This is a genomic window from Nodosilinea sp. FACHB-141, from assembly GCF_014696135.1.
GTDB lineage: Bacteria > Cyanobacteriota > Cyanobacteriia > Phormidesmidales > Phormidesmidaceae > Nodosilinea.
This window is the reverse complement of sequence record NZ_JACJPP010000013.1, coordinates 136,366-150,077: the sequence shown is the minus strand read 5'-3', so window position 1 is coordinate 150,077 and position 13,712 is coordinate 136,366. Positions and strand designations below refer to the sequence as shown.

The following is a 13,712-nucleotide window of genomic DNA, read 5'->3' as shown; positions in this document are numbered from 1 at the left end:
GAGGAATGTACCCCTACCTCCTACCCATCCACCCCCTACCCTCCCACTCCCCACACCTCCCCCCAATCCTTAGAAGCACCTTAAAGCTTAAGGAGTCCTGACAACGCGGCTGCTATCATTCCCGGAAGACAACTTGTCAGTCATCTACACCTCCAGGCTAGGTCATGTTCTTCGACCCCATTTACATCCTGCTGGTTGCTATCCCCACAGCCATCCTCACCTTTTGGGCGCAGAGCAAGGTCAAAGGTACCTATCGCAAATATTCTCAAGTGCATTCCACCATGGGGATGACGGGAGCCCAAGTGGCCCAAACCATTCTGGTCAAAAAGGGTGTGCGCGATATCAAGGTTGAGCCTGTGGCTGGTGAACTCACCGATCACTACGATCCCCGCGCTAAGGCCGTATGCCTTTCCGAGGGCATCTACAGGTCAGGTTCGTTAGCAGCGGCGGCGGTGGCGGCCCACGAGTGCGGCCATGTGCTGCAAGACGTGGAGGGCTATAAGTTTATGAACCTGCGGGCTGCCCTCGTGCCGGTGGTTAACCTAGGCTCTCACATGGGGCCGATATTGATTATGGCGGGGCTGATTTTTAACATTCTCAATTTGGCCTGGCTAGGGGTCATTTTCTTTGCGACGGTGTTGTTGTTTCACGTCGTTACCCTGCCGGTAGAGTTTGACGCTTCGCGTCGGGCCCTGCGGTTGGTCGATGAGTTGGGCATTCTTCAGGGTGAAGAGAATAAAGGGGCGAGAGCCGTGCTCGGTGCCGCCGCTCTGACTTACGTAGCCACGGCGTTTACCGCGTTTCTCAATTTGCTTTACTACATCATTTTAATCAACCGCCGCCGCTAGCTCCGTTCTACCATAGCCACTTGAGCTTCCACCGCCAAATTTCACGCGGGCATGGTCGAGATCATGGGCAGGGGTAGCTTGAGGTGAGGATGGGGCGATAGAAAATCGCACGGTGTTGCTGATTCTGGCTCATGAAGGTACTCTCCTTAGCGGGCCAAAAAGTATTCCATTAATTTTTGGTGGCTCCAAGGGCGATCGATCGCAAGGGATAGAATGCGGCCTAGTCAGCGATCGCGACGATCGAGGGCTATCCTCAATGTGCTCTAAGAGGCGTTTCACTGGGGCAAACAGCATGGCCTGTGGTGAATCGGCTCAAGCAGATGGTTTATCCTAGACCAAGCCTGCTTCAATGGCAGGGTCATGCAGCACCGACCTCAGGATGGTGCTGTAAGTCTGAACCGCAGGCGGTTGTGAGCCTGCTGCTGTCCCAATTTTGGGCAGCGATCGCCCACTGGTGGCCCATCTAGCGGGCTAACCTTACCCTTACCTAGAATCAGGTGCCCATGAAAATTGTAATTACTGGAGCCACGGGTTTTGTTGGCAGCCGCTTGGTAGAACGGCTCCAGGCCGATGGCCACATGGTGGTGGTGCTCACCCGCAGCATCGATCATGGCCGCCGGGTATTTCCTCAAGCCGCCTTCCCCAAGGTGGAAGTGGTGGCCTACAGCCCCCTAGAGTCAGGCAATTGGCAAACGGGCATACTCTCGGGCTGCGATGGGGTGGTCAACCTAGCTGGGGCACCGATTTCAGAGCGCTGGAGCGACGAGCACAAGCAGGCGATTTTAGACAGTCGCAAGGTGGGCACCGAAAAGCTAGTCGAGGCCTTGGCTAAGGCCGATCCCAAACCCAGCGTGTGGGTAAACGCTTCGGCCATTGGCTACTACGGCACCAGCGAAAGCACCACCTTCGACGAAACCAGCACCCCCATCGAAAATGACTTTCTCTCTCAGGTGTGCCAGGCCTGGGAAGGGGCGGCCCACTCGGTCAAAGACTACGGCACTCGCTTAGTCATTTTGCGCTTTGGCATTGTGCTGGGCATGGGCGGAGCGGTGGCCAAAATGCTCACCCCCTTTCGCATGTTTGCCGGCGGGCCAATCGGCAGTGGTCGCCAGTGGTTTTCGTGGATTCACCGCGACGATCTCGTGAATCTGATTGTAAAAGCGCTCAACGACCCTCAAATGGAAGGAATTTACAACGCTACCGCCCCCAACCCAGTGCGCATGGCCGAGTTCTGCAAAACCCTGGGTAAAGTTCTCAATCGCCCTTCTTGGCTGCCAGTGCCTGACTTCGTGCTAGAAGCCATTCTGGGCGACGGAGCCCAGGTGGTGCTAGAAGGGCAGCAGGTCTTACCCAAACGCACCGAGGCCAGCGGATTTACCTACCACTACGCCCAGGTCAAAGACGCCCTAGACGAGATTGTTTAATACCGAGCCCTTAAGCCTGAAAGATTAAGCCGAAACACGTCATGGATATTGGTGAACTGCGCCGTGACTACAGTCAGCGGGGGTTAGACCTAAGTGAGCTCAACCCCGACCCCTTTGCCCAATTTGAGCTGTGGTTTCAGCAGGCCCGTGAGGCTGAGTTATTAGAGCCCAATGCGCTGGTGCTGTCTACGGTGTCTCCAGCAGGGGCTCCCTACCAGCGCACCGTACTGCTCAAATATTTCGATCGCGACGGCTTTGTCTTCTTTACCAACTACGGCAGCCGCAAGGCTCAGCACATCGCTGAGAATGCCCAGGTTTCGATGCTGTTCCCGTGGTATTCCCTAGAGCGGCAGCTGACGATCGCCGGCCCCGCCAGCAAAATTTCGGCGGCAGAGTCGCTGCGCTACTTTTCGTCGCGCCCCCGGGGTAGTCAGCTGGGGGCTTGGGTATCGCAGCAGAGCAGCGTGATCGCCTCACGGCAGATGCTAGAGATGCAGTTTGAGAAGATGAAGGAAAAGTTTCTCAATCAGGAAGTACCCCTACCCGACTTTTGGGGGGGATACAGGGTCAAGCCCACCAGCTTTGAGTTTTGGCAGGGGCGACCCAGCCGCCTCCACGACCGATTCTTGTATAGCTGGCAGGAGGATGAGTGGGCGATCGCCCGGCTCTCTCCCTAGACCAACAGGCTAAAGTCCACTCGCTCATAGATATCCATCATGGGCAGGCGGGCATCGGTAATCGCCAGCTCTACCACTGAGTCGAGCCCGCTCTGAGCCGTCATGCCCCACAGATGCTCCTCTGCCCGATAAAATTGCTCTACCCGGGCCTCAGTCTGGTGCACAAACAAGTAGGCTTGCAGGTAAGGAATTGCCCGGCAGTGGCGAAACATGCGGCTGCGCTCGGGCAACGTGGCAGATTCTGGGTCGTAACTCGGGGTTGGCCCTGTTAGGATTTCGAAGATGACGCAGGGGTTGAGCAATCTATCAGCCTGACCATTGTGGAGCAGAGGTTCGCCAGCCACCACCAGCAGATCGGGGTAAATCCCTTTACCTTGCTCTGGCAGCCAGACCTGTACTCCGCGGGGCAGCACCTCGTAGAGGCTGTGGCCGCAGGTAACGTCCATCAGGCGCATAAGATTGCGTAAAATGCGCCCCTGGTTCACTGAACTGTCACTCATCCTCGTCTTCAGCCTCGCCCCCTACCACCACATTGCGAATGCGTAAGCTGGGGCCTCCACAGCCCACGGGCAGCCCATTCTGCCCACCCTTGCCGCAGCCTCCCGACTCATCCCAGTAGAAGTCATCGCCGATCGCTTCAATATCGGCCAGGGTGCGAAACACATTGCCCGATAGGGTAACATCGCGCACGGGCTCCGCCAGCTTACCGTTGCGAATCATCCAGGCTTCCCCGGCGGTAAAGGTAAACATTTCGCCATTGGTCATGCCCTCTAGCCAGTTGCGGGCATAGACGCCTTCTTTGATGTCAGCAAATAGGTCATCAACCGGCGTGGTGCCCCGCTCAATCCAAGTGTTGGTCATGCGCACCAGGGGCGAGTAGTGATAGTTGAGGCAGCGGGCATTGCCCGTGGGCTGCTCACCCAGCTTACCCGCCGTTTCGCGGGAGTGCAGTCGCCCTACCAAAACGCCATTCTCAATCAGCTGAGTGGTGGTGGCGGGGGTACCCTCGTCGTCATAAAAATAGCTGCCCCGGTGGCCCTGGGGAGCAGCGCCATCAAAAATTTGCAGGCTGTCGGGGCCAAACCGCCGGCCCAAACTCATCGACTCCAGCAGGTCGGGATTTTCGTAGGCCATATCGGCTTCTGACAGGTGACCAAAGGCCTCGTGAACAAACAGTCCGGTCAAAATTGGGTCGATCACCACATCGTAGGCGGCGCCCCGCACAGATGGTAGATCCAGCGCCGCAACTGCCCGTTGGGCGGCTCCCATGACTTGACCATCCAGATCCTCTAAATCTTCGTAAGCCTTACGCGAGCCAGTGGTTTCACGCCCGGTCTGTACAGTGTTGCCGTCGCGGGCGGTGGCGGCAAAGCGCATTTCCATGTCTGACCAGGCCTGATCGATTAGAGTGCCTTCGGAGGTGGCTAGGAGCACTCGCTGGGCCACATCGTTGTAGCGCACAGACGTGGTGGCGATCCGGTTGTCGATGCTCTGGAGCAGGTCAGCGTAGTGGTTGCACAAGGCCTTTTTGCGGGCTAGAGAGATCTGGCGTGGGTCGGTGCCGGTAAGAGGCAATTGGCGGGTGATTTGCACGGGGTCTACGGGGGCCAGCAGGGTTTCGTCATGGCCGACTAGGCGAGCGGCAGCGATCGCAGCTTCGACGCAGGGGGCCAAGCTCTCTAGATCATTGAAGCTAGCAAAGCCCCAGCCTCCCCGGTAACAGGCCCGCACATGGCCTCCGATCGCGATCGCCTCGCTGAGGGTTTCTGCCTGCCCACCCCGCAGAAAAATGTCGGTGCCCTCCGACTGCTCTAGGCGAATGGCCAAATAGTCTACGCGGGGACCCCAGCGATCGCATAACTCCTGCACCCGAGTCTTTGCCTGGTCAATCGCTTCTACCATATCCATGCCCCCAAGCCTTTCCCCAAATGTATCATTCAGAAGACCCTGTCCCCAGGCTAGAATCACAGGTATGACTACAGACTTTGACTACACCCTACCCCCCGCCGTACGGCGTATTTCAGGCTCCTTTCGCGTAGTAGGCTGGATCAGCTTTTGGGTACAGATAGTGCTAGCAGCAATCTCCAGCCTGGTGCTGATGTTTGCTCTAGTCAATCTGGGGGCGCGATCGGGGGGAACGGCAAATCCTGGCACCGGTGTGGGGCTGCTGTTTGCTGCGCTAGGGTTGGTAGCCGTCTACCTCAGCGCCTTTTGGGCCTTTCGCTACACTCAACTGGGGCGGCGGCTACGTAGCCGCGATATCGCCAAGCGCCCTAGTCCGAAAGATGCTCTCCAGGCCTTGCGGCTAGGCACCATCGTCAGCATGGTTGGTATGTTAATTACCCTGTTTGGCAGCCAGGCGCTGATTGGGTCTCTATTGGGGAAGGCATTGTCTCAACCCCAGGGCGGCACTGTATTTACGCCAGGCAATATCAATCAGTACGTTGAAGCCTTCGACATTTTTGTAGTGCAGGCCAACACCAACACGCTGCTGGCCCACTTTGTGTCGCTGTCTGCCACTCTATGGCTGCTGCGTATGGTCAATCGTGCTTAGGCCATGACCATGCCGCCGTCCACGTTGAACACCTGGCCCGTGATGTAAGAGGCCGCCGGATCTGCTGCTAAGAATCGCACCATGCCCGCAATATCCTCGGGCTGACCAAACCGTCCTAGGGGAATGAATTTGCGAATCTCGTCTGTGTTGGACAGATCGTCGGTCATGTCGGTTTCGATAAAGCCTGGAGCCACAGCATTAACGGTGATGCCTCGGCTAGCCAATTCTTTCGCCACGGTTTTGGTAAACCCAATCACGCCGGCCTTGGCCGCGCTGTAGTTAGCTTGCCCTGGATTGCCCATCTGACCAGCCACCGACGCAATGTTAACGATTCGCCCCGATCGCTGCTTCAGCATGATCTTGGCCACGGCCCGAGTGCATAAAAATACTCCGGTTAGATTGAGGTCGATGACGCTCTGCCAATCTTCAAGCTTCATGCGCAGCAGCAGGGTATCGCGGGTAATGCCAGCGTTGTTGACCAAAATATCGACGCGGCCAAACTTCTCTAAGGTGCCGCTAATCAGCGCGTCCACCTGATCGGTCTGGGAGACATCGGCTTGGATGGCTACGGCGCTGCCGCCTGCCTCTGTAATTTGAGCGACCACCTCATCGGCGGCGGTGCTAGAGCGAGCATAGTTGACAACAACTTGGGCTCCTGATGCAGCTAGGGCGATCGCTACGGCCCGACCAATACCCCGCGAAGCTCCTGTTACGATAGCTACCTGGCCCTCAAGGGATGGGGAAGATGCAACCATGGGATACCTCACTTAGCTCGCAAAACACGCCCATTGTTTTTATCACAAAATGGGGCCAGTCGTGAGTAGATAAACCCTGGGCATCAGATCGCCTAGCTGCGACTTTTAACAGTGTGGTACTTGGTTAGTTAAGACCAACTCTGGGGTTATCGCATTCAGTGTTATTGGCGGTTTTGAGACTACCTAACAAGTTAGCCACGATTACACACTGCTGGATTGTGCCTGGCCCGCCGCTGATAGTAACTACAAAGGGCAGTCTATTTCTATCAGTAGGCAATCCCTGGTGGTTAAAGGCAATACTGTTTACCGTAGTGTCTCTAGTGCCGTTAGGCAATGCCCTGTAGGCTGTTACCGTAATTTGCCCTGTTTTGTTAGCTTCTCCCCCAAGTACCTGTTCCCTGCCGTTAAATACCGCGGTGCCGGTGCTAAAGTCTAACGAGCCAATTCTAAGGGTGGGGTTAGTCGCAGTACTCACAACCTCTACCTGCCTGGCCTGCCGCAGCTGTATGGCGTCTTGCTGAGCAGTTTTAACCGCTTGAATAACATCGCTACGTACAGCGATCGCCCTCTGGCGGTTTGAAAAGGCAAACCAGCTCGGTGCCGCGATACCAGCTAGCACCCCAGCAATAACAATGACCACCAGCAGCTCAATTAGGGTAAACCCCGCTTCAGACTGTTTAGCTAGTGTGCGCAGGCGTTTCATAGCAGCTACCAAAGAAAACAACTCAACTCAAACTAACCTTGAACTGCACCTAATCAACTACAACCCAGGTTGCTTGTCTATAACACCCCGGATCAGCACTTCAGACTTCAGTGTGGGTAAGCGACCGGCCTGCGAAAATGCTCCAAGAGCCGGATTGTCAGCGGCAGTATTGCCTCGCAAAAATACAATTAGCGTTTGGTTACTGCCAACAGTTAAGCTACTGTCTTCAGTGCTAACCTGCGTGGTGCCTTGCCTCACACAGGCATAAAAATTATTTGCATTGGCTGGAGTTTGCAAATAGCCTGTTGGGCAAAGGCCAGTAGTCGCTTCGTTTGGATCAGTATTGTCTACATAGTCGGTAAGCACCGACAGGTTGCGAGGGGTAGTTCCTGTTCCTTTTGTCCAGGTGGCAAAGGTATTGGTGCTGCCCGTCGGTTCTGCATAGCCCGGCGTAATAGTTAGGCTTGACAACCCAGTTGCCGTGTATTTGGGTAGCTCGTAGCGCACAATTCTAGACCTGCCACCCCAAATGTCGTTGCCAGTGTTTTGCTGTTGGGCATAAATCACAAGGGTGTAGTAGCCCTGGCGAAGTCGTAGAGTATTGCACTCGTTGAGTTTGACCCCTGAAAAGGCTGCAGAACATGCTGTGTTAAAAAAGGTTCGAACGCCAGCATTAGTTGGATCTAACGGGTCTAGCCGCCAAAAGGCGAGCACTGGCACTTCGCCACCGTTGGGAAACCCATTGAGTTGGCCAAGTACCGCAGCGGGAGTTGAGTAAATATAGACAGCCTCACCAGCGTCGCGAGTGATGTAGTCGATCGCGCGACGCATATCCTGCTGAGTTTGGGTCAGTATTTCTTCGCGGCGGTTGATTCTCAGCATCTCAACCACCAAATATAGCATGGTGCCAACGATGAGCGACCCAACTACGATCGCAACCAGCAGCTCAATTAAGGTAAAGCCCCGACGACTAGTTTGTTTCGCCCGCAGCAGCCAAGCCAGCATTAAATTCATATCGGCTTTATTAGCCATAGGGTGTCACCCTCAAGAGATGATTGTAGATCGCACAGTTAGTTGCAGCCGGTAGGCACCGAAGCCGCAGTATTGAGATGCTGAATGTATTGACACAGCGAATTACCGCCCTCTCCCACTGTGACATTGGTGTAAAGAGCAACTAGAGGGCGTCGGCCCCGCTGCCCTGCACCATCAACCATGCGTAGAGCAGCGGGGTCTTTAGATAAGTTGCCGCTGCCCGTCAACACAGCTTCGTAGTCGTACACCCGCACGCCCATGCCAAAGGTAACGGGTACACTGCCGACAAATCGACCTGGGGTACGGTAGGTCTGCACGGCAAACTGGTTGCCGTTGAGGCTAGCTGCACGGGTCTGAAAGGCCGTAGTGGGGGCAGCCACAGGGGCACCGTAGGTTGGCCCGGCCACCTCAGCCACCCTACTGTCTGGGTTAGCACCGGCGATGGGAGTAGAGGGCGGCAGATTGCTATCATTGGCCTCAGCGCGCTCGACGAGTAGACGCACCCGATCGATTTCAGACTGGGCTAGCTCTAGGGCCTGCTCTGCCTTTTGGCTCTGTACCCGAGTGGCTACCGAAATAACCAGGGCAGGAGCAATGGCGCTGCTGACCAAACCCACGACAATAATGGCGACTAGACATTCAATCAGGGTGAGACCCTGCTGCCCTTGGGCTGGGAATCGCCCCCCAGCCCAGTAAAGATGGCGTTTGAGTCGATTGGTAATCACGGTGTGCGGCCTCCTGGTGTCACAGTGCGGGTGCAGTTGTTAGTTAGGCTTTTGTACAGAAATTAGGCATCAGCCTTGTACCAGCAGCATCTTCTGCGCAGCGCAGGTTAACGATGTATGGGTCGTCGGATGGCAGCTCGCGGTAGTACTCGCTGCGGGGGGTGCCAATGCTCACGAAGCGTCGAGCCGCAGGGGCTGGGGGCACGTAGAGTAGAGCTACATCGTAGCCCCAGCGGCGACTGGGCGGCTTGTAATAGCCCAGCCGTTCTGCGGTTTCAGGGTTTTGAGTAGGGTGCCAGGCATCATGCTCAAAGGGACCTGTGGCATTGGTTGAGAAGTTGAGCTGAATCAACGACCCAGCAATGTGTAGATCCACATCGTCGTTCCAGTCTTCTAGCAGGCGCACAAAGTTGTGAAGACCGCCGTAGCTTTGTTGAGGGCGCTGGGGTACCAGACCGCTGACAAAAGTGGCATTGACGAAGGTTGTAGTAGCCCTTTGTGTGTTTCTCCGTCTATCGTCGTCAGAAGTTGTGAAATCTGTCCAAGCACTGGCGCTGTCGTAGAGACTGTAGAACGGTTGAATTGGAGTACCAGTAGTAGCATTACTGCGGTAGTAGGTGCCATTGCGATCAATCCATACCGGAGCAACGGGAACACCTCCAACCACAGCAGCACTCTCACGTACCCAGCCTGTTTGATCGGCGCTCAGCGTAGGACGGTTTTGGTTCATGTAAGACGAGGTAGCACCACCGAGAGTTGCTGGCCTAGCCCTAACAAAGCCGTCTTCTATGGCACCGTCTCTGAAGGAGCCAGAGAGAATGGTGATGGCATCGGCCAAAATTTCTACCGGTCTCCAGTGGTCTGCAGAGAGGGTTGCAAACGTACTGGTGTTCAGCTCAGCCTGCGTTCGGGCGTTGTAGAACGGCAGGCCAAAGGCGTTGGCAGGGGTTTTGTTGTAAAGGGTGTCGGTAAACTCCTCAATGATGTTGCCAACGCCACCCGTGGTGCTGTGGGGGTTGAAGTCTCCTTGAATGTAGACGCTGTTGTCGGTAACAAATGTCATACCTACCCGGCGGGCAAAGCTAGTGCCGCTAAAGTCTGCCGGGGAGCCGCTAAAAGTGCGGAGCCTAAAGCCGTGGGCCCGACGCTGAGGATCGGCATAGAAGTCTACGGGTTTGAGGCTGATTAACTCATCTGTTAGGGGTGGGTCTTGAAAGACAGGGGTAGTCCCTGGCTCAACCCGCATGCGGCAGTTGGCCTCGGTTTCAATATTAAAGCGCCTAGGGGCAGAGCCATTAAGTGTTTGGCAGAAGGCTGCTGTGACAGTGTTCGTGGCATTTTTGGGTCGGGTGACTTCGTCTTCTCGCACGGCGTCTTCTCTAAAGGCGTAGACGACGCCCTCGCCCCGGTTGTCGGGGTTGGCCGAGAGCCAGAAGTCACCACCAGGAGTTGTGCGGGTAGTTAGCGCCTCAATGTCAATATCTAATGCTCGAGTATTGAGCTGTTCGCGACCGTTGTAGACGCCTTTGTCCAGGAAGGGAACTCGAATGACGGCACCGCCAGGGCCAAGGATTTTGAAGGCTTGATCCTGATCGCTAATGTTTGCGGCTGTGGGTGCCCCGGTAGCAGTGGCAGCAGGTACGGCCCAGCTGCCAGGGGTAGCCGACTTGGGTACGGCGGCAAGGTTGTCGGTATCAACAACGGGGTCTGCACCGCTGCCTACCCGGCGGAAGAGAATTGTGGTAGAGCCAGGGGGGTTGACTGCGCGAACGTAGGGGTTGGTGATGTACTCTTCAGCAGGCTGAGGGAGGATGGAGAAAACGGTGCCATCGGGCTGCTGGGTGCGGCCGTCGCCATCGAGATCGTGGTCAGCCAATGGGAACAGGTAGTACAGCGACGGGTGGCGGACATCCATAACTGTAGATTGGCTACAGGCAATGTAACCAAAGATGCCAACGTCGTCTTCGCCACCATTTCCACCAGCGACAGTTTCACCGAAGAAGTTGGGGTCGCACTGTAGCTTAAAGCGAGCGCTATTGCTGCCAAACAGATTAATGGGAGTTGTGTAGCCGGTCGCTGGATCCCAAGTTACGTTGTTTCCCCCGATGGTTGTAGGGCCAAGGGAAGTTTGTGGCAACCCTTTTCTAAAGCCCAGTTCGCGATCGCGAATAGTGCTGGTCAAGTAATCAATCTTTGTGGCGAAATCCGCAATTGCTGCTACTTCGGCCGGAGTCGCGTTAGTAGCCTGGCTCCCAAGGATTGTGATCCAGTCTTGACGAGTGTACTCGGCAAAATATTCGCCAAAGTCACAATCTTTTTGGTAGCCAGCGGAATCAGTAAGGCCGTTTTCACAGCTTGAGTTAGGGTCTTTGTCTACCCAGTCTCTGCTTTTACCCATCAGAGCAAACAGTGCCGATACACTGGTGCCTCTAACAGTCGGGTCGTCAGCACCGACACGACTCACATAGTTGTTAATCCGAAACAGCGCGTTTCTCATTTGAGAGCCGATGTTTTGGAAGTTGACGTTGATATCGCTACTAGCTAGGGCACGAGCTTCTAGGTAGTCGCTCTGGATGTTGTAGGCCAGCAGGCTAATGGTGCATGCGGCGCTGTGCAGGGTGGCTTTGTCAGCGGGGCTGAGGTTGGCGTAGGCTGTACCCGCATCAAGATATTCGACAAAGACGCGCCGCAGCGGGGAGAAGTCGCCCCACATGTTGAAGTAGGGAGCCGGATGCACTTCAGCACCAACGGCACCAGCTACATCTTGCACGGGCTTAAACGAAGGAGCACCCCCTTTGGGATCGCCCGCAAAGTAGGCCAGGTTTCTGAGGGCTTTACCCAAGGGCTGACCAGAGCCAATCTGCGTGGCAAATTCGCCTTCTGTATCAAAGGCCGGGTTAAGCGCAAACTCCCAACCGTTGGTGCCAGTGCCGTTTAAGAAATCGGCTCGCAGGCGCGTGGTAGAAACTGGGTAGTTATTGAAAGTGCGGCTGTTGAGAATGGTTTGGGCTGTACCAGGGTGGGCTGTTGTAGCCATGCAGGCGGCGGGGAAGGTGCCGCTGTTGATTTGATAGTGGTAGACAACCATGCCCTGGACGGCGGCCAGGTTGTCGCGCAGGGATTTGCGCTGTAAGTATTCGTGGCTACGACCAAATCGGTTGTCGGCAGCGGGTCTAATTTTCGCTGGGTAGAGCGGGTCTGCGCCGTTGTCAGCGGCTGGGGCCGCACCAACGGGGCTGGAGTTCCATGTGTTGGCATTGCCCAGCTCCAGGCGCTGGCCCACAATCAGGCGCATGCCGGTCGAGGTTGCCTGGCGCTCCCAATAACCATCGAGGCCATTGTCTGTATCGGTGAGCCGACCTAGGCCATTGATGCGATCGCCGATGGTGGCTGAGTTATTGGTGACATCCAGGGTAGTGTCACGGCTGTCGTAGCGGGGTTTTGGCCCCCAGCGATTGTCGGCCCGGTAGAAGTCGTCTACGAAGGGACGAACGACCTGATCGTTGATGATGCGTTGGCGAGTTTTGAAGTCATCCGCGGAAGCGTCATCCCAGTTAGGATCGCGCTGCCAAACTCCGGGGTTGATATGCTCGGTGACGTCGCGAGTAAACAGCGCCAGGGGGTTCATCGCCACGTCAGATGGACGGACGGTGTTATCTAAAGCGTTAGTTCTGACAGAGTCGGTCGCATTGGTGAGGCTGAGGTCAATTTTGGCAGCCACGCCAGCACCATTCCACACGTGGATAAGGGAGTTATTGCCGGCAGGTGTGTCATCGTCGCGCATGGTGCCTCGAACGGCCTGTCCCTGAAACTCTTGTTGACCGTTGACTACAGTACCTGGTACACCCCTACCATCGCCGTTGAGGTCGAGTTCAGACAGTGAAATTTCTGAGGCTTCCTGGCTATAGAGACAGGAGTTATGAGAGCTGACCATATGGGCGCGATAGCCGCGGCCAGCGCCAGTGCCACCAGGCGCAAAGGTGAAAAAGTTGCCATCGGTGTGCATGGCGCCATTCCAGTTAAATTCTGGAAAAGGGGATACGTCCAAGTCGTAGCGGAACCAGGCACCCCACTTATTGGCCCGAGCGGCAGTACGCGACTGCTGAAACTCTAAAGTCTCAAAGGTGCGGTTGGCATCGTTGAGGTTGGCAACAAAAGCGTTGACCTGAAAGTTCTTTTGCAGGGTTGAGTTGTTGCCCTGCTGCACTACCTGCCAACCGCCCTCTGCCAGCGCACCGGCACAGGCCGCGCTAGCTTCGGTAGTGGCTAGAGGCCCGGTGCGGGTTACTAAGGCATTGGCTTTGGCCTGGTTGACGGGGCCATCAATGCGGGTGGTAGTAGTGGCTTTTGGCCCTTGGTCGTCGACCAGAATTGAGTAGACAACTAGTTCGTTGGCGGCAACCGTGCCATCGCCATTGAGGTCGATGTTAAATGACCAGGCGTTGTCTAACTCACCATCATCATTGATGTCAACCCGGGTTTCGTCGGGAAGAGTGTAAGGATCGTTGGCACCCGGCAGGCGGGACACGCGGCCTGTATAGCCTGCATAGGTGTTGGTGATGAGCATGAGGTCGGCCAGAATGTCGCTGGCGGGCACCCCACTGGGAAATCGGTTATCGGTCTGAAACAAAAACTCAATCTTGGCTTTGGCCCGGTCGATGGCAGGCGTTGCAGCATTTGAAATGACCTGCTGCTCACGCTGGGAGATGGCCATATCGCTGCGGGTAAAAGAGCGATAGGTAAGAGCGGTGGCGGTGAGCACCACCATAAGCACTAACAACACCGTGGTAGGCAGCACAAAACCTGACCGGGCTAAACGGGCCGGTCGGTTAGCCAAAAGCACAAGTTGTAGCAGCCCGGTAACTAATCGCTTAATTGCTGCCTGAGGAAGCCGCAAAGCCTTTCGCAGTAGATGACGACTCATGTTTCTAAGACCGATATGCCGAACAACAAAACTGATAACGCGCGTGGGGTAAGGCTTAGGTTGGAGGCTA

11 protein-coding genes are annotated in these 13,712 nt (G+C 55.8%); 4 read left to right on the top strand and 7 right to left on the bottom strand.

Annotation, left to right across the window (positions count from 1 at the left end; all coding sequences use genetic code 11):
* Positions 1-164 precede the first annotated feature (164 nt).
* The 3 genes from H6F59_RS14545 (at position 165) to pdxH (ending at position 2,949) form a co-directional block, all read left to right on the top strand.
* A complete protein-coding gene (locus H6F59_RS14545; protein WP_190701207.1) occupies positions 165-848 on the top strand; it encodes a zinc metallopeptidase in 684 nt (227 codons plus the stop codon).
* A 503-nt stretch (positions 849-1,351) separates the two neighbouring features.
* Complete coding sequence (locus H6F59_RS14540; RefSeq protein ID WP_190701204.1) at positions 1,352-2,272, top strand: TIGR01777 family oxidoreductase; 921 nt, start codon at positions 1,352-1,354, stop codon at positions 2,270-2,272.
* A gap of 41 nt (positions 2,273-2,313) precedes the next feature.
* A complete protein-coding gene (gene pdxH, locus H6F59_RS14535) occupies positions 2,314-2,949 on the top strand; it encodes a pyridoxamine 5'-phosphate oxidase (protein WP_190701201.1) in 636 nt (211 codons plus the stop codon).
* Here pdxH and H6F59_RS14530 read toward each other — a convergent pair.
* Together H6F59_RS14530 and H6F59_RS14525 are read right to left on the bottom strand one after the other, a co-directional pair.
* On the bottom strand, positions 2,946-3,449 hold the full coding sequence (locus tag H6F59_RS14530) for a Uma2 family endonuclease (RefSeq protein ID WP_190701197.1): 504 nt from the start codon (positions 3,447-3,449) through the stop codon (positions 2,946-2,948). The genes pdxH and H6F59_RS14530 overlap by 4 nt on opposite strands.
* A complete protein-coding gene (locus tag H6F59_RS14525; protein ID WP_190702114.1) occupies positions 3,442-4,851 on the bottom strand; it encodes a TldD/PmbA family protein in 1,410 nt (469 codons plus the stop codon). The genes H6F59_RS14530 and H6F59_RS14525 overlap by 8 nt, the downstream gene beginning before the upstream one ends.
* A 70-nt stretch (positions 4,852-4,921) precedes the next feature.
* On the opposite strand from H6F59_RS14525, the gene H6F59_RS14520 reads away from it, so the two are divergent.
* On the top strand, positions 4,922-5,503 hold the full coding sequence (locus H6F59_RS14520) for a DUF3611 family protein (RefSeq protein ID WP_190701194.1): 582 nt from the start codon (positions 4,922-4,924) through the stop codon (positions 5,501-5,503).
* Here H6F59_RS14520 and fabG read toward each other — a convergent pair.
* The 5 genes from fabG to hpsA form a co-directional block, all read right to left on the bottom strand.
* The gene (gene fabG, locus H6F59_RS14515) at positions 5,500-6,258 is read right to left on the bottom strand and encodes a 3-oxoacyl-[acyl-carrier-protein] reductase (protein ID WP_190701191.1); all 759 of its coding nucleotides are present in this window, start codon (positions 6,256-6,258) and stop codon (positions 5,500-5,502) included. The two genes, H6F59_RS14520 and fabG, sit on opposite strands and share 4 nt — an antisense overlap.
* Positions 6,259-6,382: 124 nt before the next feature.
* Positions 6,383-6,961 carry a prepilin-type N-terminal cleavage/methylation domain-containing protein gene (locus H6F59_RS14510; RefSeq protein ID WP_190701188.1) on the bottom strand — a complete coding sequence of 193 codons (579 nt, stop codon included), beginning with the start codon at positions 6,959-6,961 and terminating at the stop codon, positions 6,383-6,385.
* A 57-nt stretch (positions 6,962-7,018) separates the two neighbouring features.
* Positions 7,019-7,993: a prepilin-type N-terminal cleavage/methylation domain-containing protein gene (locus H6F59_RS14505; protein WP_190701185.1), complete on the bottom strand. Its 975-nt coding sequence runs from the start codon at positions 7,991-7,993 to the stop codon at positions 7,019-7,021.
* Between the two features lie 38 nt (positions 7,994-8,031).
* On the bottom strand, positions 8,032-8,718 hold the full coding sequence (locus H6F59_RS14500; protein WP_190701182.1) for a prepilin-type N-terminal cleavage/methylation domain-containing protein: 687 nt from the start codon (positions 8,716-8,718) through the stop codon (positions 8,032-8,034).
* 43 nt (positions 8,719-8,761) lie between these two features.
* Positions 8,762-13,642 (bottom strand): hormogonium polysaccharide biosynthesis protein HpsA, encoded by a 4,881-nt coding sequence (hpsA, locus tag H6F59_RS14495; protein ID WP_190701179.1) that lies wholly within the window; start codon positions 13,640-13,642, stop codon positions 8,762-8,764.
* Positions 13,643-13,712 lie beyond the last annotated feature (70 nt).

What these genes read in the sequence shown, in the direction of transcription:
- H6F59_RS14545 (WP_190701207.1), top strand. Translation starts at nt 165, where the DNA reads ATGTTCTTCGACCCCATTTACATCCTGCTGGTTGCTATCCCCACAGCC.
- pdxH (WP_190701201.1), top strand. Translation starts at nt 2,314, where the DNA reads ATGGATATTGGTGAACTGCGCCGTGACTACAGTCAGCGGGGGTTAGAC.
- H6F59_RS14540 (WP_190701204.1), top strand. Translation starts at nt 1,352, where the DNA reads ATGAAAATTGTAATTACTGGAGCCACGGGTTTTGTTGGCAGCCGCTTG.
- H6F59_RS14530 (WP_190701197.1), bottom strand. Translation starts at nt 3,449, where the DNA reads ATGAGTGACAGTTCAGTGAACCAGGGGCGCATTTTACGCAATCTTATG.
- H6F59_RS14510 (WP_190701188.1), bottom strand. Translation starts at nt 6,961, where the DNA reads ATGAAACGCCTGCGCACACTAGCTAAACAGTCTGAAGCGGGGTTTACC.
- H6F59_RS14525 (WP_190702114.1), bottom strand. Translation starts at nt 4,851, where the DNA reads ATGGTAGAAGCGATTGACCAGGCAAAGACTCGGGTGCAGGAGTTATGC.
- hpsA (WP_190701179.1), bottom strand. Translation starts at nt 13,642, where the DNA reads ATGAGTCGTCATCTACTGCGAAAGGCTTTGCGGCTTCCTCAGGCAGCA.
- H6F59_RS14505 (WP_190701185.1), bottom strand. Translation starts at nt 7,993, where the DNA reads ATGGCTAATAAAGCCGATATGAATTTAATGCTGGCTTGGCTGCTGCGG.
- H6F59_RS14520 (WP_190701194.1), top strand. Translation starts at nt 4,922, where the DNA reads ATGACTACAGACTTTGACTACACCCTACCCCCCGCCGTACGGCGTATT.
- fabG (WP_190701191.1), bottom strand. Translation starts at nt 6,258, where the DNA reads ATGGTTGCATCTTCCCCATCCCTTGAGGGCCAGGTAGCTATCGTAACA.